This window comes from Flavobacterium davisii (assembly GCF_042182265.1).
GTDB classification, from domain to species: Bacteria; Bacteroidota; Bacteroidia; order Flavobacteriales; family Flavobacteriaceae; genus Flavobacterium; species Flavobacterium davisii.
In genome coordinates, this window is record NZ_CP097869.1 from 1,077,948 (window position 1) to 1,104,599 (window position 26,652).

The window sequence follows — 26,652 nt, forward strand, 5'->3', positions numbered from 1 at the left end:
GAAATATGGGTTAAAGATATATTGCTCCTATTCTGTCAGATTAATTCATAGAATTAATTCGTATACTTGCTTTAATTAATGCGAGAGCTCTTATTTTACTTATTTCTACTTCTTTGTCTTGGTGATGTTTGTTTTGACTCACTAATTTTACAAAATTTATATTTTCTGATTTTTGAATGTATTTAACCATTACAAATTCTTCACCACTCATTTCAATACTCAATAAATACATTTCTCCCCAAAAAATTTCATTTTGAATATCATTTATTTCCTTATACAATACAATGTCGCCACTTTTTAATAAAGGATACATACTATCTCCTGTTACATAAATAGCACCATCACATTTAGGTAAATTAGGAATAGAAATATAATCTAAAGGAACATTATTTGAAGATTCAGAAAATAAAGGAACTAGGCCAGCTGTGGCTTCAATATCGTACAAAGGGATTTGCTGATAATGAAGAGCATTATCTGTTTTTAAAGGAAAAGCTTGAATGGATTTATTTAAAATAAAGTCTTCCTCTTCTTTTAACATATTTCCTTCTCCAGTTAATAACCAAGTAGGATTTAAGTCACTATATAATGAAAGAATATTTTCTAGCATACTAGAGCCGATGCTCTTTCCTTCTTTTACCGCCTTAGAAATACTTCCTCTGCCAGCACTTAGACTATTTTCAAAAGCATAAAAACTAATGCCTTTTCTATCCAGATATTGTCCTAATCGTTCTGAAACCATATAATAAATGTAAAATTCGGTGTAAAAATATGAAAATTTTCAATAATTAGTAGTTTAAAATCTTATAAAATATTTTAAAAGGGATTTATTTCTTATTTAAAAAGAAAAAAATCTAATAATTATTTGTTAGTTAGAAAATAATCTTTTATATTTGCACTGTTGAATGATTATAGTCAATGTGTTGTGAATATTTTCATCTAAAATAGATTGTAGGATTATTTTTTTAAACAATATGAAGCAAATAAAATACAAGGATAGTTCTTGAAATTGGTATTATTTCAATAGAAATTCTTGTGATCATTTTTGAAACTAAAAGACAAACGATAGAAAAATGGCTAATAAAATAAGAGTTTTAAGCTTAGATGGAGGTGGGATAAGAGGTATAATTACTTGTGTTATTCTTAAATATATAGAAGAACAATTACAAAAAGAAGATAACCCTAATGCGAAAATCGGAGATTATTTTGATTTAATAGCAGGTAGTAGTACAGGTGGATTATTAGCTTGTTTCCTTTTGCATCCAGATAATAGTAACCAAGCATTATTTTCTGTAAATAAAGCAATGGATTTATATCAAAAAAAAGGTGAAAAAATATTTAACACCTCATTTTGGGAAGAGATTTTTAATCCCTTTGGTTTATTTAATGAAAAGATATCTCAAAAAAATATTGAAAAACAACTAGATATTATTTTTGGAAATATAGAATTAAAAAAGCTGATAAAACCATGTCTTATTACATCTTACGATATTAATAGGAGAAAAGCCAAGTTTTTTTGTAGTCATGAAGCGCATACACCTTTAGAAAATTTTTATGTAAAAGATGTTTGCAGAGCAACAAGCGCAGCTCCCACCTATTTTGAACCAGCTAAAATAAAATCATTATATGGTCAGGAATTTACATTAATTGATGGAGGCGTTTATGCTAATAATCCTGCTTTGTGCGCTTTTGCCGAAGCTAGTAAAATTCCTTTTTCAAAAATTCTTAGTAATCCAAATAAAGTAGATTATCCAGAGGTTAAAGATTTGATAATCATTTCTATTGGAACAGGAGAGGTGTTAAAGCCCTATGCTTTTGAAAAGTTTCAAGATGCAGGCAAAATAAAATGGATTGGACCATTAATTGATATTTTATTATCGTCAAATGCTGAAACGGTTAATTATCATTTAACCAAAATGTATGAAGTGTTAGGTACGCGTAACTGTAAAAATTATTATCGCTTAGCCCCTTTACTACGAAATGCTTCTCCCGAAATGGATAATACCACGGAAAAAAACATTTACGAACTCATACAAGCAGGAATGTACTATGTAGACGAAAATAGAGAAAAACTAGATGAAATCGTAAGAAAATTAATAAAAAACAAATGATATAGTGTGCCTATACCCGATTTATTAATCAAAAACAAAAAATAATAACCAAATAGTAATTTTAAATAATAAAGAATGAGTACAACAGACAATGCGTCGCAAACGCTTTTTAGAATGGTGAGTTTAAGAAACCCACAATTAACCGAAACGAAACCTAACAATTTAAGCTTTATACAAAGACCTAAAGTAGCAAAAGGAATCTTTGATGAAGTGATAATGAATTGTCCACCAAACACCTCAAAAATTAAAGCAATAGAAGACTTTATTGAAAAAAGAGAATTTAAATTCACTCTTTTTAATTCCGAAAAAGAATTTGAAGATGAAAATTATAAGTATTTGTTATCTATCGGTAGAAAAATTACAAAAAGAGAAGAAATTACAGATCAAGATTGGGAAAGAACCAATTATTATTACACACAAATGATGGATTCTAATAAAGGATTAACGAGAGAAGCCATTAGTACATTAACAAGACTTTGGGATAATTTAATTTATCAAATTATAACCCAAAAAAACTTTTATGTAAAAGAAGCTATTTGCGATATACTAAAAGCTATCCACACAGGCTATGCACAAAATATAGAAGTTAACGAAGAATTTATAAAAATAAACGGTGAAGATCCTGTAAAAAATAGTTTGAATGGAAAAATTGTAATTCCAAAAGAATTGTTTTTAAATGAAGAAACAGCTAAAGAAACAAATGGAGGAACGAATGATCCTAGGTTATCAAGAGTTGATCAAGCACAATTACGACTAAATGCACAAAACAATTTAACAATTCAAACCGCTATTCATAAAAAAGAGGAACTTAAAAAATTAGATTTAGAACTCAAATCCATTCAACAAGACTATTTTAAAGAAAGGGAAGAAGCGTATAAAAAATCATATAATAATTACGCAGAGCAAAATAAATTGAAATTTCAAGAACAAAGTTTAGTATCGTTTGAAATTAATAAATTAATTGAGGCAAAAGCTTCAGATGAGGAATTACAGCCCCTATACGATAAATTAAAAAAAATAGAAATTATTCCTCATGAATTTGAGTATAAAAAGGAAATCGATTTAATAGTATTTAACTCTAAATTATCTTCGGAATCATTTGATACTTTAATAGGATCTTTTACAAATTCAGAACCTTCTGTTTTTTTAAATCAAAAGACTGTGTTAAAGCCAGAAAATGTATTGAGTAGAGAAATACAATTAGCAGAAAATATATATCAATTAGATGACTCACTAAAAACTATAGAAGATATATTAGTGAAAATTCAAGATAAAATAGTAAATATTGAGCAAATTATCTTAGACAATACACCATTAGTTCAAGAGCAATATATAAATCTAGAAGGAGCAACAATCCCACTGCGTAACAGTAATAAAAGTATGCCTTTGGCATATTCAGCAACAGTTGGTTTAGGAGATTCTGGTTCTTTTGTAAGCTTTTTATTTGATACTGATGAATTTGATTCAATCATTGTAAAAGCTAAAATTATTGCAGACACTGATTTAGGACATTTTGAGGAAATTTATACCAATATTCAAGGGAAAGAACAAAAAATGGTATTTCCGCCCATTTTAGTTAGGAAATTTAGATCTATAGCTAATTTTAGAGTAGAACTTATTTTTTCAGATAGTAAAGAATATTATGCTCAAATAGACAAGCTTACATCGGATGACGAAAAAGTAGGCATGTTAACTCCTCTTTATAAAGAAAGTATTTCCTCTAAAAGAAATAATTTCGGTATAAAAAGAGTTGGTATTGCAGATTACCTAAAAGTAGTTCAAAGCGTTCATGCCTATGTGCCAGGATTAGTTTCAAACATTGAAAACGTCATGGCTAGTGAGTTACGACATAAATCATCCGTTGCTAGAGATTACGCTGAAATTACAGATACAACCTCAAAATATCAGGAATCGGAAAAATTATCAGATACCTCTAAAACATCAAGAGCTGATATGCAAACTGAAATTGCAAAAGAAATTAAGAAAGAACAAAATATAACCTCAAATACACGATTTAGTTATAATTCAGGCGCTTATAATTTTGAAATGACAGGCGGTTATGCTAACAATTCAGCTCAGCAAGACAGTGTTCGTCAAGCGGTTATGAAGTCCCAGGAAATCACCGAAAAAGCAATGGAAAAAGTCGTGAGCAGAGTTTCAGAAGAACGTGTTCAAAAAATTATCAAAGAATATACAGAAACAAACGTACATGAATTTGATAATAGAGGAAAAGTAACAGAAACTAACAACCCAGAAATGGCTAAACCCAAACACATTTCAGGTATATACAGATGGATCGATATTAAATATAAAAATCAAATTTATAATTATGGTAAAAGGACCATGTTTGAATTTATGGTACCAGAACCAGCAAGACTGCATCGTTTAGCATTTATGGTTTCTAAAGGACAAATACTTACAACACCTGTAGATCCTAGAAGTGCAAGGGGAGAACTAAAAATGGAAAGTGGAAAAGAAGCAACAAGAAAATTATTAGAATATTGGGCTAAAATATATAAAGTAGAGCTAACCCCTTTAAAAGAATCAGATGTACAACATTATCCTTTTGTAGAAAGTTTTTATAATGAAGGTAATTGTCCTGTAGTTCAAAGAAATGTAAAAATAAACGATGGATATGTAGCTAAATCAGTGAAAATTGATTTTAGTTATTGGAGAAAAGGATCAGGATCTTCCAGTAGAATTAATTTAGATTTTAGTAATGGTATTAACAAAGAATTTTGGTTTGAAGAAATATCAGGAACAATAACAATTGATAACCTTCATCTGTCTGATACTTTTAGCTTAAAAAATTCAGGTTATAACTTAGGACAAATTGAATACAATATGTATTTTAATTTAAAAATAAATCCTAACAAATTAGAAGCTTGGCAAACAGAAAATTTCAATGCAATTATCAAAGCATATGAAGAAGCTTATAAAAAATTTCAAGAAGAACAAATCAAATTAGACGAAGAACAAAAGAAAAAAGAAAAAGAGGCGAAAGAAAAAATGAGTAATTTTTATCGCTTTATGGAACAGGATGTACTAAAACACAACTGTATAGCTTATTTATTACAAGATTATTTGGACACTTTAGGAGTCCCTTTTACTACAGGCGATAGAATGGAAAACTTTCAAGTACTTTTAGATAAAGATCTTGACAAATATACCGCATTGGCAAAATTCATGGAACAGGCGTTTGAATGGCAAATTATGGATTATACTTTTTATCCTTACTATTGGGGAAAAAGAGAACAATGGCAAGAAATGTATGTTTCTAATTCAGTCGATCCTTTATTTAGAAGTTTTTTACAAGCAGGATTAGCCAGAATCATCGTAACCGTAAAACCAGGTTTTGAAGATGCCGTACAATTTTTTATGACCACAGGAAAAATTTGGAACGGTGGCGAAGTACCCGTAATTGGTGATCCACTATACATGAGTATTGTAGATGAAATGCGTGCCCCAGTAGGAAAGCCACAAGGGAAATACTGGATTACGAAATTACCTACTACATTGACCATTTTACAAGATAAGTCAACTGGCTTAGCAGTAGAGCAACCTTTACCAATTTTCCCAGAAACTGACCCAGCTAATTGTGAAAATCCTAGCGAGTTGGAAAGTAAATCGAGTTTTGTAAGTCGAGATATTTCGCTAGCAATTAAAATAGGAAAAGAGAGTACATTGCCTAAAAATTAATGATATTCAAGAATTCTAGTGATGCGCAAAGCATCGCTAGAATTTCATTTAACAAAATCCACAAAAGAAAAATGAATCAGCCTAAAGCAACAAAACCCACAGCCTTACGTTTGCCTAAAAACACCATCGGCACCGTAAATCCAAGGTCTTCAAACGAAGGATATAGCGCTGAATTTTATGGAAATAAATCCAATGAAGGAGTTGATTTTTCCTCATTAATAAGGTTTATTAAAAAAGTAAGCACAAATCCTCAATGTATTTTTAATTGGAAAGATTTTGAAAGAGCACCAACAGTACAAACATACTCCACAAGAGATGGAGAAGGCGGCACTATCCAAAGAATGAAAATCATTAATAACAACATTCCTTTTACTTATAAAGATGAGTACGGAAAAACAAATACCTCCTTTTTGCAAGCCCGTTTAAACAAACGAATCGATGCTATTGATTACGATTGGGGTTTTTCTATTCAAATCGATGCCAAATCAAAATTGATTTTTGCGCAATTATCATTATACTATGTTAATACAGCTAAATTTAGAAATAAAGTAACAGCAACTCCAAACCCAAACGATTTTACCGTGAATGACCAATATCGTGGTATTGTATTTCAGTCTGAAAATTTAACCGATTTTGCCTATTTAGTAAATGCCATAGATCCTAGCCAATTTGAATTTATCAAGAATAAAATCAAAACCAAGTTCGTTGATGCCATACAAAAAGCCAAAAACGAAGACGAAATCGTATTTCTTTTTGAAAATACTCCTAATTGGATAGCCGAAAATTTTAAAAGTGATGAGTTAATTAACTATTTAAAAACTATTTTAAGTTATGATATTGAGGGATGGTTTAGCGGATATATAGACGGAAGCTGTGCTTTTATTAATGTATTACGCGGATTCAACACACTCGACAAATGGGTAGATTTGTATCACTTTTTCAAACAAAACCCTGAATTTGTCAAGAAAGCCTATCATGGTTTAGACAGTACTTCTATTTGGGAAGGTGTAAAACAAACAAATAAAACCATTTTTGCTTCCTTTTTAACCAGTCTGTCTTATGCCGTTATGGATTCTGAAAAAGTGGCTATTGAACCACCAACCAAAACGTTTTATTTAGGTGATGGATATACTATAAATACGTCTGCTTTAGGAGCCTTAGATTTTAATGATACGCAATACTTTTTAAAACAGGAAAGGACTAAGTTAGTAGGTATGATTCCTATAGCAAACTCATGGTTCTATCCTGTTACGTATGACGAAGATTTAGAAGAAGGGGCTTATTACAATCCATTGCAAATGGTACAAGTATACAATGTTGCTCAAAAAACAGCCATGGTAGTACCTGCTATATTCTTACACGATACGGCTTCTCGGGATGAATTAGCGCAAATCATGAAAGCCGTTCGTATAGGAGTAAATGTATTTACGATAGCAGTTTCCATAGCCTCATTAGGTTCTGCATCGCCACTCATCGCTTTAGCCGCAGCAGCAGATATTACACTTGCCACTGCCGATACTATTTTTGCCTTAGCCGAAGACCAACTTTCTAAAGAATTTGTCGAAACTTGGAGTAAAATCTACCTAGTAGGCGGAGCCATTACAGCAGGACCTGTATTGCTAAACAGCGTTTTTAAAGGAGGAATGAAAATCCTGAATGGCACCGCAAAAGCCGAATTTAAACATTTTGTCCGCGCTTTTATTTTTAAAGTGGTAATAGAAAAAAATATTGCTAATTTTACAAAAAACACCTTACGCTTTGTTACAGAAAATGTAGAGCTTATTTCCATAAGTAATGGGTTGCTCAACACAGCTAAGTTACAAGAACTTAATCAATACGGTGCGATACTTGTAGCTGGAGAAGTTAAAAACGCTGACAGAATAGTTACAGAATATGCGCTTGTTTATAAAGGGGAATTAGTAATAAAAGGTGAAAAAGCTAGTTTTGTAAAAAGAGTAGAAAGGTTCTTTGAAAAAGCAAAAAATAAAGGAATAAAGGAGTACCTTGAAAAAATTATAGAGTTTAGGAAAGTCGGCATAGGTTCTATTAAATATACAAAAATTATTTCTAGAAATATGCTTAAACAAGAACATCAAATGTCTTGTGCGGCAGCTTGTCTTAAACAATATTCAACTGATTTTGGTTTTAATTTTACAGAAGAAGTGATAAGAACAATGGCAAAAACCACTGAAGAAACAGGGACATTTCCTAGTGGAATGAAGAGTGCTTTTGAAGAAATTTTTAAAAATGATATTATTGATATTGGAATGAAATATGTTCCTAATATTTCTGATATAGATATGGCAAAAAAACTCACAAAAGATGGTTCTTGGATTGCTTTCGTATTGCCAAAGAATTCTAATGTACAACACTCAATAATCGTAGATAAAATTATTGGAAATAATGTACATATAAGAGATCCTTGGCCCTTAGAGAAAATTTTTTCAGAAGGAAGAAATGGTGTGGAAGCCATAATTGATATTTATGAATTTGAACATATGTGGATGTATGGACAAAATTGGTGTTTTAGAATAATCAAATAAATTTTTATAAATGGAAATTGAAAACATAAAAACAGCTCTAGAAATTAATAATTACGATTGTTATATTCGTGGAACAGAAAAAAGAAATAAGTTTATTATGGGCGGAATCAAAGATGAAAAATCTTTATTAAAGCCTGATAATAGTTTTAATATATTTATTGTTTTGGACAGAATTAAATTAAACTACTTTGAAGGTCAAATTTTAATAGAGAAAAAATTTGATGACATTGAGGCTCTAATAGATTTTATTAAAATAAAGTTTCCTTTAGACTAAATTCAATAAATTTTTATTATAAACTTCCCCCGATAACTATGGTTTTACCAAATAAAAATTGTTAAAATTTTCGGTTATTTTTTGCGAATAATTCAATAACTTTATGTTGGAAAAACACAAAGTAGTCTTGCGAAGGGGAAGAAGTTTTTTACTTCTTTCCTTACAAAAGAAAATATATTTGTTCTTTCTTTAAGCTACTTTTCTCTCATATAGCTTATTATTTCTTACACAGGCACAAACTCTATGTATTAGCTTGTTTCTAATATTGTTTATTACTAACATTTTGTTTTTCCCTTCAGCTACTTTTCTTTCAAAATAATCTTTCAACTCTCCTTTTGCAGTGATAGAAGAAAGTGCACACATATGTAATTGTTTTTTGAGTGTTTTATTAGCCATATAATGAACTTTAGGTTTGGCTCGTACACTTTTTCCAGAGCTGTATTCAAATGGAACTACGCCACAATAACAAGCCAATTGCCTTGGATTTTCATACATTGTAAATTCATTGGTAAAACAAATTAATAGTAAAGCGGTTACTTTTCCTATTCCTACTACAGAGGTTGCTTTTTCAAATCTTTTTCTATTCCTTGAATGGTTGATTTGGAATGTTTTTCATTCAACTTAGCAAGTTCTGGTTCAAAGCCTTTTAGTTCATTAGTGTTTTTGATTAACAAGGCTCTAGTGTTTACCAAATAGTCTCTAAGAGTCAGTAATTTTCTTATTTTATTGACTACTTTTCTTGCTGGCTGGTAGATTTGTGCCTCTTCTTGATTTTTCATCGCATAGAAAGCGATTCTTTGAGCATCCACTTTGTCGTTCTTCCCTCTTTGAACGCCTAAACTACGAATGATTTTTAATGATATTTCAACCCAAACATTGAATTCTTTTGCAAGTAAATGTTGAATGATAATTTTACCATACAAACCAGTGTGTTCCAAACAAACTAAGGTGTTTTGTGCATTTGATTGATAGGATTTTAGCCAACTAATCAACTCTTTCAGACCTTTGCTATCGTTGGTAAACTGATTATGAATAGTATTATTTTTATCACTATTCAAAATTACTACTGCATCAAAATATTCTTTTGACACGTCGATTCCTAGAAAATTACTAAATTTACTCATAGAAAAAGATTTTAATATTAGCAACCAAATCATTGAATCTTCTATCGAAGCCTTAATAATAGTCCTTTAAGACTGAATAACTATTTGATGCTGATGCAATAAAACTGACAAAGTCCTGATCGGGGGATAAGTCTTAAAACTTTGCGGCGCGAATGGTTTACTTTGTCAGTTTTGGTTGTTATTAAATTTACGAATTTTTCAAAGAACAAATCTAAAGGCTGGCGCGAGCACAATGTCATTAAGTTAAGCGTCTCGTTTGTCATTTCGACGTAAGGAGAAATCCGAAGCATATATATGAGATTATAAAATAATCTCCACTCCCGTACTAATCCATTCTCCTTTTTCTCTTTCGTGTGGTCAAAAAGTAAGCTAGTTCAATTTTAGAATTGGCTTTTTCTTTTTACTACTGGGCAAATCGTGAAAAATGGCAAGAAATGTACATATCCGAAAGTATGGATCCGTTGTTTAAAAGCTTCCTACAGTCTGGTATGGCACGAGTAATCGTAACGGTACGTCCAGGCTTTGAGGATGCAGTTCAATTCTTCTTAGAAACTGGAATTATCTGGAACGGTGGCGAAGTACCCGTAATTGGTGATCCACTATACATGAGTATTGTAGATGAAATGCGTGCCCCAGTAGGAAAGCCACAAGGAAAATACTGGATTACGAAATTACCTACTACATTGACCATTTTACAAGATAAGTCAACTGGCTTAGCAGTAGAGCAACCTTTACCAATTTTCCCAGAAACTGACCCAGCTAATTGTGAAAATCCTAGCGAGTTGGAAAGTAAATCGAGTTTTGAGAGTAGAGATATTTCTTTAGGAATTGAATTAGGAGAAGCGAGTACATTAAATTCTAAATAATAAACATTAAAGGTGGTGTATTTCACACCACCTTTTTAATTTTTTTAATTATGTTAAGCAAAAAAAAAACTGCAATTCCTCAATTGGGATTACATCTATCTCACAATAATGTTCCTATTCATAAGGTCTATAGATTAGGAATTGAAAACAATAAACTTTCTGAAGGTTATAAAGATAGCTTTAGTTTATTTTCGACGATTAATATAAAATTACTGTTAAATCATTTAAAAACCGATTTTTTAAAAATCAATGCTTTTAATGCAAAAACTTACATTGTAAATAATTTTGAAAAATTTGAAAATGAAGAATTTATCGAAAATGTTTCAATAAAGAAAGATAACATTCAAACAAAACAAATAAAAATAATTCCTCAAAAAGAAAAAGACTTTAACCAATTACAGCAGCAAATAGAAAATGACACATATAGTATTTTAGCTAAATCTATTTCATTAAACGAGACTATCGCATATATTGATAATGACCTTAGGAAAAATGGATATCGTGTGCATATCGATATAAACAGTAAAACAATTAATTACATATATAGTATTTATTACAAAGATACTAGTGGAGTAATAGTACGGTCAAATAACAAGATAAAGACAAGTGATGATTATAGAGCTATAATTGTAAAAACAGCTGGCGTTGAAACCTTATTTTTTTTCCTTGAAGAAGTATACGGCACCGATCATGCTAATGCTGTTCGTTTAGGAATATTTGAACGTATTAAATTAGAACTAGAAAAAGCTAATAATGTCAAAACGCTAGCCTTTTTGTATAAAAACCTCCCTAATTATATAAAATTAGGCTATAATGACGAATCAGAAATACAGACAAGACCCTACAAATTACCAGATGATTTACTTTGGAAACACCTCAATATGTTTGCAAATTTCGACAAAGGTTCAAAAGATGCAAGTTATTATGTTGTAAACACGATGTCACTCATTACTCCTAAGTTTTGTATCAATGAGTTTTTAAAAGATCAAAGTCTAGTGACAAAAATTTATAATGGTTTAGATGATCAAAATGCTATTGAAGCCTTGTTTGGCGTTTACGAATTCTCAAAAACTTTTGAAGGAGGCACTAATACATTTGAACCCACAAACAAAGATTTTTTTGTCTCACTCCTTCATTCTTATGCCCAGTTTCTCGAAATGGACTCTCAAGTAACCTCTTTCGAACCAACTGGCGTACACTTTCATCAAGGAAACAAAAAAGGAGGTAAGTATGATGCCGAAATAAAATTTACCCTAAATAGTAATATCCTTTTTTCAGATAAATATAAAAATAAAGTATTTATTAAAAATTATTGGGAAGGAAAAAAATATTTAGGTCAAGGGTATGACCAACAGGGGAATGTGCATGATCTTTATGAATATGGAAGAGGTGTTAACGAATATGGTTATTACAATCCTTTAGACCTTGTAAAATTTACCCAATACAATGATAAAGGCGAAGCAATAACAATGAATACCTATGCTATTTTTGTAAAATATGCTTCAGATGTTAAAGAATGGAAAAAAGTCAATGAAGGTGTTCGCCTTGGGTTTAATGTGATAATGATAATTGCAGGAGCAGCGACTATTACTTCTGGTGCTGGTTCATTACTGTTATATGCAGCCATTGCAGATATGGGATTAGCCTCGGTAGATATTATCATTCAAGGGGATAAGGATAAGGAATATTTTAGAACAAAAGAAGGCAAGGAGTTCTTAGAAAGCTGGGAAAAAATATATACTGTTGGAAGTGTAGCAACTCTAAGTCCTATTGCTGTAAAATTTGTTGCTACTTATGCGCCAAAATTGGTAAGTTCTGGAGCAAAACTATTACAAGTTCCTGGTACAATTATCAAAAATCTCGAGGTTCTTAAAAGGGTTGAAAAACTCACCACAAAAGCTATATATAGTTTAGAAATCCCTAATTTTAACAAAAGAGGTTTAGAAATTCTTAAAGTAGGCTTTACGGATTTTGCCGAATTAAAGAATGCTGAAAAACTTCAAAAATTAGGTGTTATATTTGTAAAAGGAGTAGAGGATACTGTTGCAGCTATTTATAAGGGTGTAACAATTGCAGGTGGTAGAGAAAAGGAAGTAGCAATTCAACTTAATAAGGCTCTAAATAAATTAAAGGGTAAAGAATTAGAGAAATATTTAGATGAATTAGTTGAATTGGCTGGAATGGCCGAAAATGTCGGAACTACAAAAAATGTAGATGCATTTTTAGCTAGTGCAGAAAGATTATCTCGTTTAACAATAACTGCGGAAAACGCAATGGATTATTTGGATGAGGTTTTAATACACTTAAATCATTATGTAAAAGATGGTAAAGTAATCAAAGTTGGTGATAATAATTGTGTTGAAGTAGTTCAAGTAGTTGACCACTATTTAAAAACAGGTCAAATTGTTCTGGCAAAATATTCAGAATATCAAGACATTGCTGTATTAGAGAAAATTTATGATCAAACATTTTTGACTTATAAATTGCCAAATTTAAAAAATGTTATGAAGGAGGGAGAAATAGGAATCATTTTTGGAGACAGAGGAATTGGAAAAAAAGGACATGTTTTTAATGTAATTAAAAAAGGTGAAGTACTTTTATACAAAGATGGACAAATAGGAAGAGACGCTATTCTTCCACATAATTTTTATAAGGAATTTAAATATTTAAAAACAAAGTAAATTAATTCATTATGTTGACAGAAAATGAAATGTTAGTTATTGCAAATAAATATATTGCTTTTATAGGAGAAAAAGCTAAAAAAGAAATCTTACTATACAAAGATGAAATTGTAAAAAAATCTTACGGTAATATTTATTTTTATGATAGTAAAAAATATATTGAAACTGGAACTTTTAGTTACAGAATGTTAGGTAACTCTCCTTTTTTAGTTGAAAAAAGAACAGGCAGAGTAGTCAATTTTGGAACTGCGATGGATGATGATTATTATATTAATGCTTATGAAAAAGGTGAATTAGAATTGAGTGCAGATAGGTATTGGTATCCAGACACAGAAACTTTTAGTTATGAGTAAATAATATTTATCTTAAAAAAGCTATAAAGTTACAAGTCCCGATCGCTGGGATTTATACAATCTAAATTTAAGCGTTTCGTTTTCAACGCAACAGTTAGCGCGATTTTGCAAATCGTGCCCACAACAGTGAGAAAAATAACAAAAAGTAACCGTCTCAAAATTTAATCTTGAGACGGTTACTTTTTTATTGAGATTCTAGATGGATACTTTTATATTTGTTTTAAAACCCAATAGGAGTGGGCACGGAAAGCATTTCCGCGCTAACTGTTGTGTTGAGAAATGCGTTGGGTAGATCTTGTCTCGTCCTAAAATAATTTTACACAAAAGTGTAAAATTATGGAAAGATATTCAGTAGAATATTCTACAAAGTGGCAATCAAGATATTCAGAAGAATTTAAAAGATTTGTTTGTAATGATTATCTAACTGGTTCAATGACCAAAAAAGAAGTTGAGTTAAAGCATAATCTTGGTAATGGTCGACTTACTTATTGGTTAAGAGAAAGAGGTTTTGATGTTTTAAAAACAAGAATTGTATCTTTACCTGATATGAAATCAGTTAAAATCAACACAAACGAAAAAGACTCTCAAAAGTCGATTACTGAACTTGAAAAAGAACTTCAAGAAGCAAAACTTTTAGCTGAGGCTTATCGTAGAATGATAGAAATTGCTGAAAAAGAGTTTAAAATCAATATTGTAAAAAAGTCCAATACCAAGTAATTCAGGAGATGAAAAACCACCACCCTAAGATTGGTTTAGGCATATTTTGCCGATTACTTGGTGTAACACGACAAGCATATTATCAACACTTTTGGCATCAAGAGCAATACGTTTTTGAAGATGAACTAATTGTTTCTGAGGTTTTAAAAATAAGAAAAAATCATCGTCATATGGGAGGTAGAAAACTATATGAGTTATTACAACCATTTCTACTAGAACATCAAATAAAAATGGGTAGAGACAGGCTTTTTGATGTGTTATCAGCTAATTATCTACTAGTTAAACGCAGAAAAAAACAAACAATAACCACAAATTCCTCCCATAGATTTAAGAGGTATCCAAATCTTATAAAAGAGTATGTTCCTAATGCTCCTAATCAATTATGGGTAAGCGCCATAACTTATTGGAAGATTAAAGGAGTTTTTGTTTATATAAGTTTTATTACTGATGCATATTCTAGAAAAATTATAGGATTTCATTTAGGAGACAGTTTACAAACATCACAAACAATCGAAGCTTTAAAAATGGCAATATCAGGTATTTCAATTGAAAAAAAAGAATTAGAATTAATACATCACTCTGATAGAGGAACTCAGTATTGTAGCAGTGAATATGTAAAACTTTTAGAAAATAATAATATAGCAATAAGTATGACAGAAAATGGAGATCCATTAGAAAATGCCACTGCAGAAAGAATTAACGGAATTATAAAAGAAGAATATCTAAATGATTATCAAGTTGATAGCATAGAAGAAGCTAGCGATTTATTGGAAGCTGTTGTTGATTTATATAATAATAAAAGACCTCATATGAGTATAGGAAATCTAACTCCAAATCAAGTACACCATAACAATATAAAAACAGAAAAATTATGGAAGAATTATTATATAAAAAGTCCTATTATTGTAAACCAATAGTAGGACTAAAAATGAGTTGTAAATATATTTTAGGATTAAGTATAAACATGTAAACTTATTTTAGGACGAGACAAATCTAAATTCTAAGCGTCTAGTTTTCAACGCAACAGTTAGCGCGATTTTGTAAATCGTGCCCGCAACAGTGAGAAAAAAAACAAAAAGTAACCTTATCAAAATTTAATCTTGAGACGGTTACTTTTTTATTGAGATAATTGACATATACCTTTATTTTTGTTTTAAAAGCCAATAGGAATGGGCACGGAAAGCATTTCCGCGCTAACTGCTGTGTTGAGAAATGCGTTGAGTAGATTTGAGCGATCGGGTAGAAAATGTGTTTTGGCAATAAAATCATTTAAAGATAATGCAATTGATATTACACATCCAGTTTTTAAAGCACTTCAAAGAAAGGGTGTGATAATTATAACAGATTTACAACAGATTAAAAATTTAAGATAATGGGAAATACAATTCATATCATAAGTAAAGAATATTTAAAAACGACAGAATTAATTAGCATAATTGAAAAAATTGCAAAGAAGTTAGTTTATCAAGTTGGAAAATCGTACTCAGAAGAATATGATATTACTGATATTGGTTTGTTTAAGGAAAATTCAAGTGATTATTTAAGCGTTAGAATTAGCTGTAAATCTGACTACAACGATACATTTAACAATCTTTATGGCATTAATAATTATGGTATTATGATAAGTATTGAGTATAGTTATGAAGATAAAATACTCATTGCTTTTCTAAAGGAAATAATGTCTGAAATACCAAATATTTTAATATACAATGAAGAAACTCCTAAAGGAATAGATAGTATTATATTTAATAAATCTCAAGTTTTGAATTTTCCTCAGAAAGATGCTTATAAACTTCTAAATACACCCTCAATTTAAGTTATCTATTTTAGAAGTAAGACTTGTTACTATTCTAATATTGATATTTTTAAAAACTGCAATATAAAAGTTGCAGTTTTTTTATTTAAGATTGTAAATACCTTTTACACTTTGTTTCAGAAAATGTAGAGCTTGTTTCCATAAGTAATGGTTTGCTCAACACAGCTAAGTTACAAGAGCTTAACCAATACGGTGCAATACTTGTAGCAGGTGAAGTTAAAAACGCTGACAGAATAGTTACAGAATATGCGCTTGTTTATAAAGGGGAATTAGTAATAAAAGGGGAAAGAACTAGTTTTGTAAAAAGGGTAGAGAGGTTCTTTGAAGTAGTTAAGAGTAAAGGTCTTAAAGATTTCTTAGAGGAATTTGTAGGAGGTAATAATTACGGAAAATCGATTGTTGAAACCAAAAACCCTGTTAAAGTCCAATAGTTTGTAGAAGGATTTGAAAATTTATCAAAAATAAAAATTGTTAATCCTCTTGAACATATAAAAGAAGCCATCGCTTATTTCAATCATAAAGCGATTGGTGATGAAATTATTCAAATTGGTAAGCTTAATTGTGGAAATACAGTAGAATCTGTTATAGTATTTCTCAAAACAGGAAAAATAAAATTGGCAGAACCTTCTTTGATGCAAGGTTTTGATGAAGTTGCTGCGAAATTTGGAGGGGGTAGTTTTATGCCATCAACAATTCCTAGAATGAAAGAATTAATGAAAGAGGGAGAAATGACTGTTATTTATGGTGTTAAAGAAAAAAATAAAATAACAGGAAGTACAGTGGGACATTATTTTGAAGGAATGAAAAAGGGAGGTGAATTACATTTGTTTGATGGACAAACAGGAGAATATGTAATATCTACACAAAGAACTGCTTATACAAATTTTATTAAAAGAGGTTATAAAGAATTTAGGTATTTAAAAGTAAGATAATAAACCAATAAAAAATAATAATATGTTAACAGATCAAGAAATGTTAAAGGTAGCAGAACGATATTTAGAAAAAAGAAAAGGGACCAAGACTATTGATGTAATTATAGAAGGAATTTATAAGAAACCTTATGGTAATATATACTCTTATCAATCTAAAGATTATATAGATACGGGTAATTTTAATAAATCGTTAGTGGGTAACGCACCTTTTTTAGTCGAAAAAGAAACTGGTAGAGTTGTTAATTTCAGCACTTCAACCATATTAGAAGAAGAAATTAAAGCCTATGAGAACGGAACAATTGGTAAAAGTTTGGATCTCTACTGGTATCCAGATGAAGATAGGTTTGATTATAAGTAATTTAGATATTAAAAAAACTGCAATTTTAAGATTGTAGTTTTTTATTTAAAGAATCTAAATCAAGGGCAGAAATTTTTTAAAGGAAAACAAAATAAAGAGCCCCATTATATTCTTAGATGATACGGCTTTTGAAAAGAATCATCACTCTATAATTATCTTTAAAGACCTGATTTATTCAATTTTACTAGAGAAACAAGTAAATTAAAATAATACGGATTCAATATTAGATGTCGTTATGAAATAAAAAAAGAATAAATTCAAATACTCACAGAAAATTTTAGAATAAGAAATAAAAACTATTTTGAAACCTATAATTGGAGTAGATACTTAAATGGGAAGAAACATAAAGGAATATGTTTAGGCTTCGCCAATTTATTTCGTTTGAGTCTAATGTGGGATTTGAGTTAAAATAAAATATTAATTGTTTGATTTGATTTTTTTCTAATAATTGTTGATTTTTTTCTTTTAAAATTTGTATTTAAGATTATTTTCTTTTATATTTAAACTTTAATTACAAATGTAAAAAATGGACAAAATAACCAAAGAAAGAATCCAAAAACTTCATCCCTCAGTACGCGATGAGGTTTCAATAATTATAGAGGAATGTAATCAATCATTAACAGGAAGAGCGCAAGTCAGAATTACACAAGGTTTGCGAACATTTAAAGAACAAGATGAATTATACGCCTTAGGTAGAACAAAACCTGGTAGAAAGGTAACGAATGCAAAAGGAGGACAATCCATTCATAATTATGGATTTGCTGTTGATATTTGTTTGATTATCGATGGAAAAGTAGCATCATGGGATACCGTAAAAGATTGGGATAATGATGGTGTTGCAGATTGGTATGAATGTGTGAAAATTTTTGCCAAACACGGTTGGAATTGGGGAGGTAATTGGAAAACATTTAAAGATTTACCTCATTTTGAAAAACGAGGTTTTTCAGATTGGGAGCAATTAAATAAAATTCCCTTAGATAATCAAGGCTATGTGAAGATATAGTTGAAAAACAAAGACTAAAGCTCAAATTATTTGACTGGGATAAAAATCTAGACTAGAAATAATAATGTATAGTAATTTTTATAATAGATGAAGAGTTATTGTACAAGATATAATAATAGCGTATTTCGTGAAAAAAAATAATCACCCGTTTTACTCAAGTATAGAAAGGTATTTATAATCAATATTATTATAATTTGCCCCATCTTTTCACTTTGATTTAAATCTTCTTTTTACGATAAAAATAAGCTAAACAAAAGTGAAAAGATTAATAGCCTTCAGACATTTTGCTTTATTAAAAATGTAAGATTATCTGAAATTATTATAAATCAAAACATCCAGATTATTTTCTTAAATCAATTTCTTGATTTACATCCCAGTTTGCTCGAACATCAAGTACAGTTGGAAATTGGAAAACCTCTTCTGGTTGTCTGTTCTCTAAAAAAGAACCTGCATCCCATTGTCCGTTGTTATTAAGATCATAAATAATACGGACATAATACTTTTCAGGTTCTATTAACAAAAAATCAACTTCTTTAGAAGAATTAGTAATAGATTTTGTATAAAAAACTTTTCCCTTCTCATTGGTGAGTTCTACTATGAGAGGAGTATTGTTTTTGTTTTTAAGTGTTATTTTTAAATTTCCATAATCAGTAATCCCTTTTGTTGAAAAATTAAATTTAATAGTATCTTTACTTTTATTGCCTATATAATCCTCTATTGCCCCAGGTAATAATTTTAAATCATACTTTTCGTTTTCTCCCTTTTCAAAATCCAATTCAAAATGTTGCGTATAATCTTCGTATACTACTTTAAATGGAACTTTTGTTTTATCCCCTTTTGTTAATAAGATCTTGTTAATATCCCATTTTTCAATAGGAGTTGATGATTTAATTATAAAGTTCTTTTTTAAATGTAAATAAGTAATTTTAGAGTCAAAATGTAATGTGTCCTTTTTATAAGTCTTAAATTTGACTGTATAACGTTCTTGATGTTTGTCTTTTAATAATTCTAACTCAATAGAATCATTTTTAATATAAGGAGTCCAAATTTGTAAGGAATCCTTATCCTGAAATTTTGAAATGCGTACTGGTATTTTGTTTCCTTTCTGCTGTGCCTTAATTTGTATATTTTCCGGTTTTCCTTCATAACCTAATAAAATACGATTACCAGATGCTTGTGTTGGTCTTTTAGATTTAAATTTTGGCTGCTCTTGATATAACTCTAATTCAAATATTGAATTGTCAGGAACATTAATAACTTGATTATAAAAACCTATCTTATCTTTTTTAGGATCGTATTTATAATTAGAAATATTCTCTTTTAGAGCTATTAATTTATATTGACCCGCTTTAATATTTTCAATTTTAAATGTGGTTGTACTATCTAAAGTATTAGTGATATAACGAGGTGTTTGTTTGTAAATCGTTGAGTCGTTATATTTTTCATTTACTTCATATAGCATTACATTTACAAATTTTGGTACGGCTTTTTCGTAAGCATCTTTTAATATACCTTGTATAGATAATGAATCTAAATCTTTTCCTGTTGAAAAAACATATTTGAAATTTTTTAACTTATTACCTTCATTATTATCTACAATGCTTTCGCCAAAATTAAGGCTGTATGTTGTGTTTGGAATTAATTCTTCATTGAATTTTATTGTTAATTGTTTGCTTACCCCTCCTTGTGGTTGAATGTTGGGTTGATTCTTTAAAGGAGGTGATATGATGAGGTTTTTTTGTAAATCGTTAATTTTTATATATTCATTAAAAGTAACTCGAATACTTTTTTCATTAAAATTAGTTGAAAAATTTTTAGGATAGCTACTAATCATTTTAGGAGGTGTTACATCCTTATCTCCTCCTGTTATAGAGCCTCTTTTAGCACAACTAATTAGATTTAAAGTAAAGAATAATAATAAAATAAATGACTTATTTTTCATTAGGATTAATTTTATGCTCGTTTAGATAACGGCTAACGATTAAATTTATTAGGACTACAAAATAACAACATTTATTTAAGAATGTGAAAAAGCCATAGTGACTATGCTAATTTTTATTTTATCCGATTGTTGTAAAGCTTTAGCACAGGCTTCTAGTGTGGCTCCTGTAGTTAAAACATCATCAACTAAAAGAAAATGTACGGGTTGTTCAAGATGTTCGAATTTACTGATAAAGTGATTTTTTTCTACTTTATTTCGTTCCATTAATTTTTTTTTAGACTGACTTATACTGTATTCTTCTCGGAATAATAGATTTTTATTGATAGGGATTTCTAATGTTTCAGATAAACTTTTGCAATAGGTATCAACTTGGTTATATCCTCGTTCTTTTAATTTTTTAGAATGCAGAGGTACAGGAACTATGTAATCTATTGTCCTAAAAACAGCAAGATGCTGTAAGTATTCAGCATGCCATTTGCCTAATAAAGATCCTATTTCAGTATGTCCTTTGTACTTTAAATTATGAATGAGTTGTTGACCTATTCCCGTTTTGTGATAATAAAACATAGAGGAAACATGTTCTAAATTTATTCTTCCATAAAATTTAGTAAACGCATCATTATTGATCTTGTTCCAATGATAAGTTAAAGGTAACTCATGTCGACATTCAATACAAATGACTTGTTCATTATTACCTAATAAATTTTGGCATCCCAAACACAAATCAGGGAAAAATATATTAATCAGTTTTTTAAGCATTTCGTCGATTTTTTTTTCTGTAATAAAATTATTAAAATACATTTGATTAGTAACAAAGTGAAATTAGAATGTTGTTAAGGGATTCGTTAACAGCCTATAAAATGGTTTCTGTGGGACTGCTTTCTGTAGCAGTTTCATTGAGCGTTAAATGCTATCAAGTTGTAGAAGAGAATTTAAAACTTCAAGAAGAAAAAGTTTTAGATCGAACAACTTATACTAATGATTTGAGTGAGATATTATTTCGATTTGATGCAGAAGTAAGAAAAAATAAAGAATTAGTTGATAAGCAAACAGAGCTTCAAAATGAACTGGTGAAAATAAAAAAGAAATCATCTTCATTTTAATAATTACTAATTGTAAATCAATTATTTGATTGTATTTAAAGATGATTTTGTTCTAAAAAATCAGATGAAAGTGAGATTCGATTGTAATTGTGCTGAAAATGCGAAATTATTGACACAACTTCTTAGGAAAAGATATACATAAAAAGTAATGATGAGATAAAAATTGTCTAGTAGAAAATTTATAAGTTAAAGAAAAAGAAGGGTAAGTCTTTTTTTACTTTTTAAAAGCAAAAATGATTAAAAATATTTAGTTAGATAACTAAGTTAGATAGCAAAGGTTAGATAAGTTTATATCTCTAGTAGAACCGAGATAAATATTAATAATAGAATATTTCTTAAGATATTGATCTGATAGGGGATATAGGATTTATACTTAAATAACTTTTTTAAAATTGTTGATTATATAAGGGAAGAAAACGGATTTTTTAAATCCGTTTTTTTATTTTTGCAATACTATGGCAAAACAAGACGATTTATTTAAGAATGTTATTTCGCACGCAAAAGAATACGGATTTATATTTCCGTCAAGCGAAATTTATGATGGTTTGAGCGCTGTATACGATTATGCTCAAAACGGGGTAGAGTTAAAAAAGAATATTCGTGACTATTGGTGGAAATCAATGGTGCAAATGCACGAGAATATTGTAGGGATAGATGCGGCTATTTTTATGCATCCTACTACTTGGAAAGCTTCAGGTCACGTAGATGCTTTTAATGATCCATTAATAGATAATAAAGATTCTAAAAAAAGATATCGTGCAGATGTTTTAATTGAAGATTACTGTGAGAAATTAAATCAAAAAGCACAAAAAGAAATTGAAAAAGCCAAATCCCGTTTTGGAGAAACGTTTGATGAAGCCCAGTTTGTTGCTACTAACTCTAGAGTAATTGAATATTTGTCTAAGAAAAAAGAAATCTTAGAACGTATGGCTCGTGGTTTGGATACAGGTGATTTGGCAGATGTTAAAGCCTTGATAGAAGAATTAGGTATTGCATGTCCAGAGTCAGGCTCAAAGAATTGGACAGAAGTACGCCAGTTTAACTTGATGTTTGGCACTAAATTAGGAGCCTCTGCTGATACCGCTATGGATTTGTATTTACGTCCAGAAACAGCACAAGGTATATTTGTAAACTTTTTAAACGTTCAGAAAACAGGACGAATGAAAGTCCCTTTTGGTATTGCTCAAACAGGTAAAGCATTTCGTAATGAAATTGTAGCGCGCCAGTTTATTTTCCGTATGCGTGAATTTGAACAAATGGAAATGCAGTTTTTTGTAAAACCAGGTGAAGAAATGAAATGGTATGAATATTGGAAAGAAACCCGTTTAAGATGGCATAAATCACTTGGTTTAGGAGCCGAAAATTACCGTTTTCATGACCATGAAAAATTAGCACATTATGCTAATGCTGCTGCAGATATTGAATTTAATTTCCCGTTTGGATTTAAAGAGTTAGAAGGTATTCATTCTCGTACTGATTTTGATTTAAAAGCACACGAACAACATTCAGGAAAAAAATTACAGTATTTTGATAATGAAGAAAATGCAAGTTATGTACCTTATGTAGTAGAAACTTCTGTAGGTTTAGATAGAATGTTTTTAGCGGTCTTCTCAAAATCATTACAAGAAGAAACATTAGAGGATGGTTCTACTCGTACAGTTTTGCGTTTGCCAAGTGTTTTAGCACCTACAAAAGCTGCGGTGTTACCATTAGTTAAAAAAGATGGTTTACCCGAGTTAGCAAAAGAAATTATTGAAGACTTAAAATGGGATTTCAATGTAGCCTATGATGAAAAAGATGCTGTAGGTCGCCGTTATCGTCGTCAAGACGCATTAGGTACACCGTTTTGTATCACAGTAGATCATCAGACATTAGAAGATAAAACAGTTACAATACGTCATCGAGATTCTATGCAACAAGATCGTGTAGCTATTGCTGATTTAAGAAGTATTATTAGCCATGAAGTTTCAATGCGTAATTGGTTATTAAAAATGAAATAAATTTATTTTCAATAAATATTGGAATACCCTCAAAAGTTACATACTATGAGGGTATTTTGTTTTATAAGATTAATTTAATCGGATTATTCGTTAGACTTTACGATGAAGATAAAATGAGAAGAAACCCTTTTATAGAAGTAAGTTTTACTAGCTTTATAGTAAAAAATAATTTATTATTTAGATTCAGATCATCTATCCGTAATGAATTTGTATTGTCTATTGACTTCGGATGTAATCACTATTTAAGAGAAATGGAATAGTTAGTAATAAAGTTTATTCAACCAAAGTGTTAACAACCACCATATATTAAAACAACGAGAAATTGGGCAAAAATATTCAACCAAAATTATACGGACTAGACCATTTAAGAACTTTTGCTATTTTATTTGTTTTTCTTTTTCATTATTTCATATTAAGTGATGAGCAGCCCGAATGGTTATCTAGATTTGTAAAATTTGGTTGGACAGGAGTAGATTTGTTTTTTGTCTTGAGTGGCTTTTTGATTTCCTCTCAACTTTTTGCTCAAATTAAGCAAGAACAAAATATTTTATTTAAACAGTTTTTTCTAAAGCGATTTTTTAGAATTATTCCTGCTTTTTTAGTCACTGTTGGACTTTATTTTTGCTTTCCCTTTTTTCGTGAAAAAGAAAGGTTGCCTCCATTGTGGAAATTTCTCACTTTTACTCAAAATTTTGGATTAAACTTAAATGATTTTGGAACATTTTCGCATGCTTGGTCGCTTTGTGTGGAAGAACATTTTTATTTATTATTACCATTCGTCTTAATTTTACTACAAATTACCAATCTTATAAAGAAATCATATTGGTTGCTCATTATCTTTTTTCTATTGGGTTTTGCAATCAGAACATACAGTTTTAATCAACTATATCTTCCGAAAATTGAAGACGAAATAAATTTTATGTATTGGTACAAATATATTTACTACCCAACTTATAATCGTTTAGACGGATTTTTGATTGGTGTTTCAATAGCTGGAATTTATCAGTTTCTGACAATTTTTTGGAACAAAATATCAATATATGGAAATCTATTCGTCGGTTTAAGTTTGATTGTTTTGACAAGTGCTTATTTTTTGTGTGAAGACCAAATGACTTTTAATGCTTCAGTTTTCGGTTTTCCACTAATTGCAATTGGTTATGGATTGATGGTCATTGGAGCATTAAGTCCGACAAGTTTTTTATACAAATGGAAGTCAAAAATAACAACATTTATTGCAACACTTTCTTATGCAATATATTTGACACACAAAGGCGTAATTGTTATGACACATAAGGTTTTTGAGGACTTTAATATTGATAGAAATTGGATGCTTTTAATCTCTACGGTAGCGTGTATAAGTTTTGCTTATTTACTATATTTGATAATAGAAAAACCATTTATGAAATTACGAAACCGAATACTTGGACAGAAATAAAACCTATCGCTAAAAAGAGTTTTACTTCAGATGGGCTGAGGAGCTAAATTAACTAAAATTTTTTGAATTAAATTTTAGTATAAATTGGACTTCTGTGCTTCTATTTTCCACCTGAAAGCAAAGTCCCGAAGCGATAGATCTAGAACTATTAATGCAATCAGAATCTTCCTATTTTAGATAGTAAAAAGTACGCTGGATTAATTTTAAAAACATTAAAAAAGCAAAGGAATTTGTGTTTAAGCATTAAGGAATCATTCTGATAAGGCATTCCATCCTCTTGCTTTTAATTCAATTTTTGTATTAGCACGAGTAACTAAATGAATACCTTCTTCTGGAGGAGCTATATGTCCTATAACGGTAAAGTTCGGATTTCCTTTTAGTTTGTCATAATCATCCATTTTTATTGTAAACAATAATTCATAGTCTTCTCCTCCATTTAGTGCTATTGTGGTACTATCTAAATTAAATTCTTCACATACGTTAATAAATTGAGGATCTAATGGAAGTTTTTCTTCATATACATTACAACCAACTTGAGATTGTTTGCATAAATGTAAAATTTCAGAAGATAGGCCATCAGAAATATCAATCATAGAAGAAGGTTTTATGTTTAATGCTTTTAAGATTTCAGGTATATCTTTTCTAGCTTCTGGTTTTAGCTGACGTTCAATCAAATAAGAATACGCATCTAAATCAGGTTGGTTATTAGGGTTAACTAAAAAAACTTGTTTTTCTCTTTCTAATACTTGTAATCCCATATAAGCGGCTCCTAAATCACCTGATACGACAAGTAAGTCATTTGGTTTTGCACCATTCCTGTATGTAATCTCTTTTTCTTCTGCTTCACCTAAGGCTGTGATAGATATAATCATGCCTTTTTGAGAGGAAGTAGTATCGCCGCCTATTACATCTACTCCATATTGTTTAGCGGCTAAAGAAATGCCTGCATATAATGCTTCTAATGCTTCTAAACTGAAACGATTGGATACTGCAATAGATACCGTAATTTGAGTTGCCTTTGCATTCATAGCGTAGATGTCGGATAAATTAACTACTACGGATTTGTAGCCAAGATGTTTTAAAGGCATGTAGGCTAAGTCAAAATGAACACCCTCAATTAATAAATCAGTTGAAACTACTGTTTGTTTAGAACCAAAATTTAATACAGCAGCATCATCTCCGATTCCTTTTAGGGTAGACGCATTTGTAATGTTGAAATGTTTAGTTAAATGTTCTATTAAACCAAATTCTCCCAATTGACTAATGTTTGTCTTTTGAGACATTTTATCTTCAATCATAACTTTTTAATTTACGAAGCAAAGGTACAAACTAAAAGGGAATTCATAGGTAATAGATTGGAAGTAAAAAAAGTATTGTTTTTTTGATTGATTTTTTTTGCTATAAAAAGGGATTAGAGTGTTGTTTTTTTGTGAGAAGGTTCTAAAAAGGAAAGTAATATTTTAACTTCTTCAGTTGTCTTGTTTATGTGAAAAAAAGAAGAGTTTGAAGCAAGTAGATAGAATCAGAAAATTTGTAGTATTGATTATGAAACTCTGTTTACTATGGAAGTAAGAAAAGGGTTGTTTCTTTGTTTTTACAAGGTTTTAACCCAGATTTCAAGAAAGTATTGTTCTTTGACAAATGAGAGCTAACTTGCACTTGCGAGCAAAGCCTATGTATAAAATGGTGAATTTATCC

24 protein-coding genes are annotated in these 26,652 nt (G+C 29.9%); 18 read left to right on the forward strand and 6 right to left on the reverse strand.

The window, feature by feature from the left end:
* Positions 1-40 precede the first annotated feature (40 nt).
* Positions 41-739: a S24 family peptidase gene (locus NAB20_RS04430; RefSeq protein WP_105195927.1), complete on the reverse strand. Its 699-nt coding sequence runs from the start codon at positions 737-739 to the stop codon at positions 41-43.
* A gap of 331 nt (positions 740-1,070) precedes the next feature.
* Here NAB20_RS04430 and NAB20_RS04435 point away from each other — a divergent pair, with 331 nt between their 5' ends.
* The 4 genes from NAB20_RS04435 (at position 1,071) to NAB20_RS04450 (ending at position 8,624) form a co-directional block, all read left to right on the forward strand.
* Complete coding sequence (locus NAB20_RS04435; RefSeq protein WP_088394700.1) at positions 1,071-2,108, forward strand: patatin-like phospholipase family protein; 1,038 nt, start codon at positions 1,071-1,073, stop codon at positions 2,106-2,108.
* Between the two features lie 75 nt (positions 2,109-2,183).
* Positions 2,184-5,807 carry a hypothetical protein gene (locus NAB20_RS04440; RefSeq protein ID WP_127823454.1) on the forward strand — a complete coding sequence of 1,208 codons (3,624 nt, stop codon included), beginning with the start codon at positions 2,184-2,186 and terminating at the stop codon, positions 5,805-5,807.
* Positions 5,808-5,878: 71 nt separating this feature from the next.
* Positions 5,879-8,350 (forward strand): cysteine peptidase family C39 domain-containing protein, encoded by a 2,472-nt coding sequence (locus NAB20_RS04445; RefSeq protein WP_375605586.1) that lies wholly within the window; start codon positions 5,879-5,881, stop codon positions 8,348-8,350.
* A gap of 10 nt (positions 8,351-8,360) precedes the next feature.
* Positions 8,361-8,624, forward strand: coding sequence for a hypothetical protein (locus NAB20_RS04450; RefSeq protein WP_375605587.1), 264 nt, complete (start codon positions 8,361-8,363; stop codon positions 8,622-8,624).
* 189 nt (positions 8,625-8,813) lie between these two features.
* Here the strand turns inward: NAB20_RS04450 and NAB20_RS04455 are convergent, their stop codons facing one another.
* Positions 8,814-9,224: a transposase gene (locus NAB20_RS04455; protein WP_375605773.1), complete on the reverse strand. Its 411-nt coding sequence runs from the start codon at positions 9,222-9,224 to the stop codon at positions 8,814-8,816.
* Positions 9,176-9,748 carry a transposase gene (locus NAB20_RS04460; protein WP_375605588.1) on the reverse strand — a complete coding sequence of 191 codons (573 nt, stop codon included), beginning with the start codon at positions 9,746-9,748 and terminating at the stop codon, positions 9,176-9,178. Before NAB20_RS04460 ends, NAB20_RS04455 begins: the two co-directional genes overlap by 49 nt.
* 434 nt (positions 9,749-10,182) lie before the next feature.
* Between NAB20_RS04460 and NAB20_RS04465 the strand changes: the two genes are divergently transcribed.
* The 11 genes from NAB20_RS04465 (at position 10,183) to NAB20_RS04515 (ending at position 18,474) form a co-directional block, all read left to right on the forward strand.
* On the forward strand, positions 10,183-10,614 hold the full coding sequence (locus tag NAB20_RS04465; RefSeq protein WP_375605589.1) for a hypothetical protein: 432 nt from the start codon (positions 10,183-10,185) through the stop codon (positions 10,612-10,614).
* 50 nt (positions 10,615-10,664) lie between these two features.
* A complete protein-coding gene (locus NAB20_RS04470) occupies positions 10,665-13,295 on the forward strand; it encodes a hypothetical protein (RefSeq protein ID WP_375605590.1) in 2,631 nt (876 codons plus the stop codon).
* A gap of 11 nt (positions 13,296-13,306) precedes the next feature.
* Positions 13,307-13,648: a hypothetical protein gene (locus NAB20_RS04475; RefSeq protein ID WP_375605591.1), complete on the forward strand. Its 342-nt coding sequence runs from the start codon at positions 13,307-13,309 to the stop codon at positions 13,646-13,648.
* 336 nt (positions 13,649-13,984) lie between these two features.
* The gene (locus tag NAB20_RS04480) at positions 13,985-14,365 is read left to right on the forward strand and encodes a hypothetical protein (protein WP_127823440.1); all 381 of its coding nucleotides are present in this window, start codon (positions 13,985-13,987) and stop codon (positions 14,363-14,365) included.
* Between the two features lie 8 nt (positions 14,366-14,373).
* Positions 14,374-15,282, forward strand: coding sequence for an IS3 family transposase (locus NAB20_RS04485; RefSeq protein WP_375605592.1), 909 nt, complete (start codon positions 14,374-14,376; stop codon positions 15,280-15,282).
* A gap of 252 nt (positions 15,283-15,534) precedes the next feature.
* Positions 15,535-15,738, forward strand: coding sequence for a hypothetical protein (locus tag NAB20_RS04490; protein ID WP_375605593.1), 204 nt, complete (start codon positions 15,535-15,537; stop codon positions 15,736-15,738).
* A complete protein-coding gene (locus NAB20_RS04495; protein ID WP_375605594.1) occupies positions 15,738-16,181 on the forward strand; it encodes a hypothetical protein in 444 nt (147 codons plus the stop codon). Before NAB20_RS04490 ends, NAB20_RS04495 begins: the two co-directional genes overlap by 1 nt.
* A 152-nt stretch (positions 16,182-16,333) precedes the next feature.
* On the forward strand, positions 16,334-16,612 hold the full coding sequence (locus NAB20_RS04500) for a hypothetical protein (protein WP_375605595.1): 279 nt from the start codon (positions 16,334-16,336) through the stop codon (positions 16,610-16,612).
* Positions 16,613-16,795: 183 nt separating this feature from the next.
* The gene (locus tag NAB20_RS04505; RefSeq protein ID WP_235878710.1) at positions 16,796-17,113 is read left to right on the forward strand and encodes a hypothetical protein; all 318 of its coding nucleotides are present in this window, start codon (positions 16,796-16,798) and stop codon (positions 17,111-17,113) included.
* 22 nt (positions 17,114-17,135) lie between these two features.
* Positions 17,136-17,471 carry a YrhB domain-containing protein gene (locus tag NAB20_RS04510; RefSeq protein ID WP_235878709.1) on the forward strand — a complete coding sequence of 112 codons (336 nt, stop codon included), beginning with the start codon at positions 17,136-17,138 and terminating at the stop codon, positions 17,469-17,471.
* Between the two features lie 526 nt (positions 17,472-17,997).
* Complete coding sequence (locus NAB20_RS04515; RefSeq protein WP_375605596.1) at positions 17,998-18,474, forward strand: M15 family metallopeptidase; 477 nt, start codon at positions 17,998-18,000, stop codon at positions 18,472-18,474.
* 340 nt (positions 18,475-18,814) lie between these two features.
* Here the strand turns inward: NAB20_RS04515 and NAB20_RS04520 are convergent, their stop codons facing one another.
* Both NAB20_RS04520 and NAB20_RS04525 read right to left on the reverse strand, forming a co-directional pair.
* Positions 18,815-20,416: an Ig-like domain-containing protein gene (locus NAB20_RS04520; protein WP_375605597.1), complete on the reverse strand. Its 1,602-nt coding sequence runs from the start codon at positions 20,414-20,416 to the stop codon at positions 18,815-18,817.
* A 75-nt stretch (positions 20,417-20,491) separates the two neighbouring features.
* Positions 20,492-21,175, reverse strand: a complete 684-nt coding sequence (locus NAB20_RS04525; protein ID WP_258130074.1) for a ComF family protein — start codon at positions 21,173-21,175, stop codon at positions 20,492-20,494.
* 101 nt (positions 21,176-21,276) lie between these two features.
* Between NAB20_RS04525 and NAB20_RS04530 the strand changes: the two genes are divergently transcribed.
* The 3 genes from NAB20_RS04530 to NAB20_RS04540 all read left to right on the forward strand — a co-directional run bounded on the left by NAB20_RS04530 (position 21,277) and on the right by NAB20_RS04540 (position 24,954).
* Positions 21,277-21,519 carry a hypothetical protein gene (locus NAB20_RS04530; RefSeq protein WP_375605598.1) on the forward strand — a complete coding sequence of 81 codons (243 nt, stop codon included), beginning with the start codon at positions 21,277-21,279 and terminating at the stop codon, positions 21,517-21,519.
* A gap of 455 nt (positions 21,520-21,974) precedes the next feature.
* Positions 21,975-23,519, forward strand: a complete 1,545-nt coding sequence (locus tag NAB20_RS04535) for a glycine--tRNA ligase (protein WP_088393623.1) — start codon at positions 21,975-21,977, stop codon at positions 23,517-23,519.
* A gap of 322 nt (positions 23,520-23,841) precedes the next feature.
* Entirely contained in the window at positions 23,842-24,954 is a 1,113-nt protein-coding gene (locus tag NAB20_RS04540) for an acyltransferase (RefSeq protein ID WP_105195940.1), read from the forward strand.
* Positions 24,955-25,205: 251 nt separating this feature from the next.
* Here the strand turns inward: NAB20_RS04540 and thiL are convergent, their stop codons facing one another.
* Positions 25,206-26,252: a thiamine-phosphate kinase gene (gene thiL / locus NAB20_RS04545; RefSeq protein ID WP_375605599.1), complete on the reverse strand. Its 1,047-nt coding sequence runs from the start codon at positions 26,250-26,252 to the stop codon at positions 25,206-25,208.
* Positions 26,253-26,652 lie beyond the last annotated feature (400 nt).

Bases quoted from the DNA above. Each gene is read 5' to 3' on its own strand.
- NAB20_RS04430 (WP_105195927.1), bottom strand. From the start codon at position 739: ATGGTTTCAGAACGATTAGGACAATATCTGGATAGAAAAGGCATTAGT.
- NAB20_RS04435 (WP_088394700.1), top strand. From the start codon at position 1,071: ATGGCTAATAAAATAAGAGTTTTAAGCTTAGATGGAGGTGGGATAAGA.
- NAB20_RS04440 (WP_127823454.1), top strand. From the start codon at position 2,184: ATGAGTACAACAGACAATGCGTCGCAAACGCTTTTTAGAATGGTGAGT.
- NAB20_RS04445 (WP_375605586.1), top strand. From the start codon at position 5,879: ATGAATCAGCCTAAAGCAACAAAACCCACAGCCTTACGTTTGCCTAAA.
- NAB20_RS04450 (WP_375605587.1), top strand. From the start codon at position 8,361: ATGGAAATTGAAAACATAAAAACAGCTCTAGAAATTAATAATTACGAT.
- NAB20_RS04460 (WP_375605588.1), bottom strand. From the start codon at position 9,748: ATGAGTAAATTTAGTAATTTTCTAGGAATCGACGTGTCAAAAGAATAT.
- NAB20_RS04465 (WP_375605589.1), top strand. From the start codon at position 10,183: ATGTACATATCCGAAAGTATGGATCCGTTGTTTAAAAGCTTCCTACAG.
- NAB20_RS04470 (WP_375605590.1), top strand. From the start codon at position 10,665: ATGTTAAGCAAAAAAAAAACTGCAATTCCTCAATTGGGATTACATCTA.
- NAB20_RS04475 (WP_375605591.1), top strand. From the start codon at position 13,307: ATGTTGACAGAAAATGAAATGTTAGTTATTGCAAATAAATATATTGCT.
- NAB20_RS04480 (WP_127823440.1), top strand. From the start codon at position 13,985: ATGGAAAGATATTCAGTAGAATATTCTACAAAGTGGCAATCAAGATAT.
- NAB20_RS04485 (WP_375605592.1), top strand. From the start codon at position 14,374: ATGAAAAACCACCACCCTAAGATTGGTTTAGGCATATTTTGCCGATTA.
- NAB20_RS04490 (WP_375605593.1), top strand. From the start codon at position 15,535: ATGGGCACGGAAAGCATTTCCGCGCTAACTGCTGTGTTGAGAAATGCG.
- NAB20_RS04495 (WP_375605594.1), top strand. From the start codon at position 15,738: ATGGGAAATACAATTCATATCATAAGTAAAGAATATTTAAAAACGACA.
- NAB20_RS04510 (WP_235878709.1), top strand. From the start codon at position 17,136: ATGTTAACAGATCAAGAAATGTTAAAGGTAGCAGAACGATATTTAGAA.
- NAB20_RS04515 (WP_375605596.1), top strand. From the start codon at position 17,998: ATGGACAAAATAACCAAAGAAAGAATCCAAAAACTTCATCCCTCAGTA.
- NAB20_RS04520 (WP_375605597.1), bottom strand. From the start codon at position 20,416: ATGAAAAATAAGTCATTTATTTTATTATTATTCTTTACTTTAAATCTA.
- NAB20_RS04525 (WP_258130074.1), bottom strand. From the start codon at position 21,175: ATGCTTAAAAAACTGATTAATATATTTTTCCCTGATTTGTGTTTGGGA.
- NAB20_RS04530 (WP_375605598.1), top strand. From the start codon at position 21,277: ATGGTTTCTGTGGGACTGCTTTCTGTAGCAGTTTCATTGAGCGTTAAA.
- NAB20_RS04535 (WP_088393623.1), top strand. From the start codon at position 21,975: ATGGCAAAACAAGACGATTTATTTAAGAATGTTATTTCGCACGCAAAA.
- thiL (WP_375605599.1), bottom strand. From the start codon at position 26,252: ATGATTGAAGATAAAATGTCTCAAAAGACAAACATTAGTCAATTGGGA.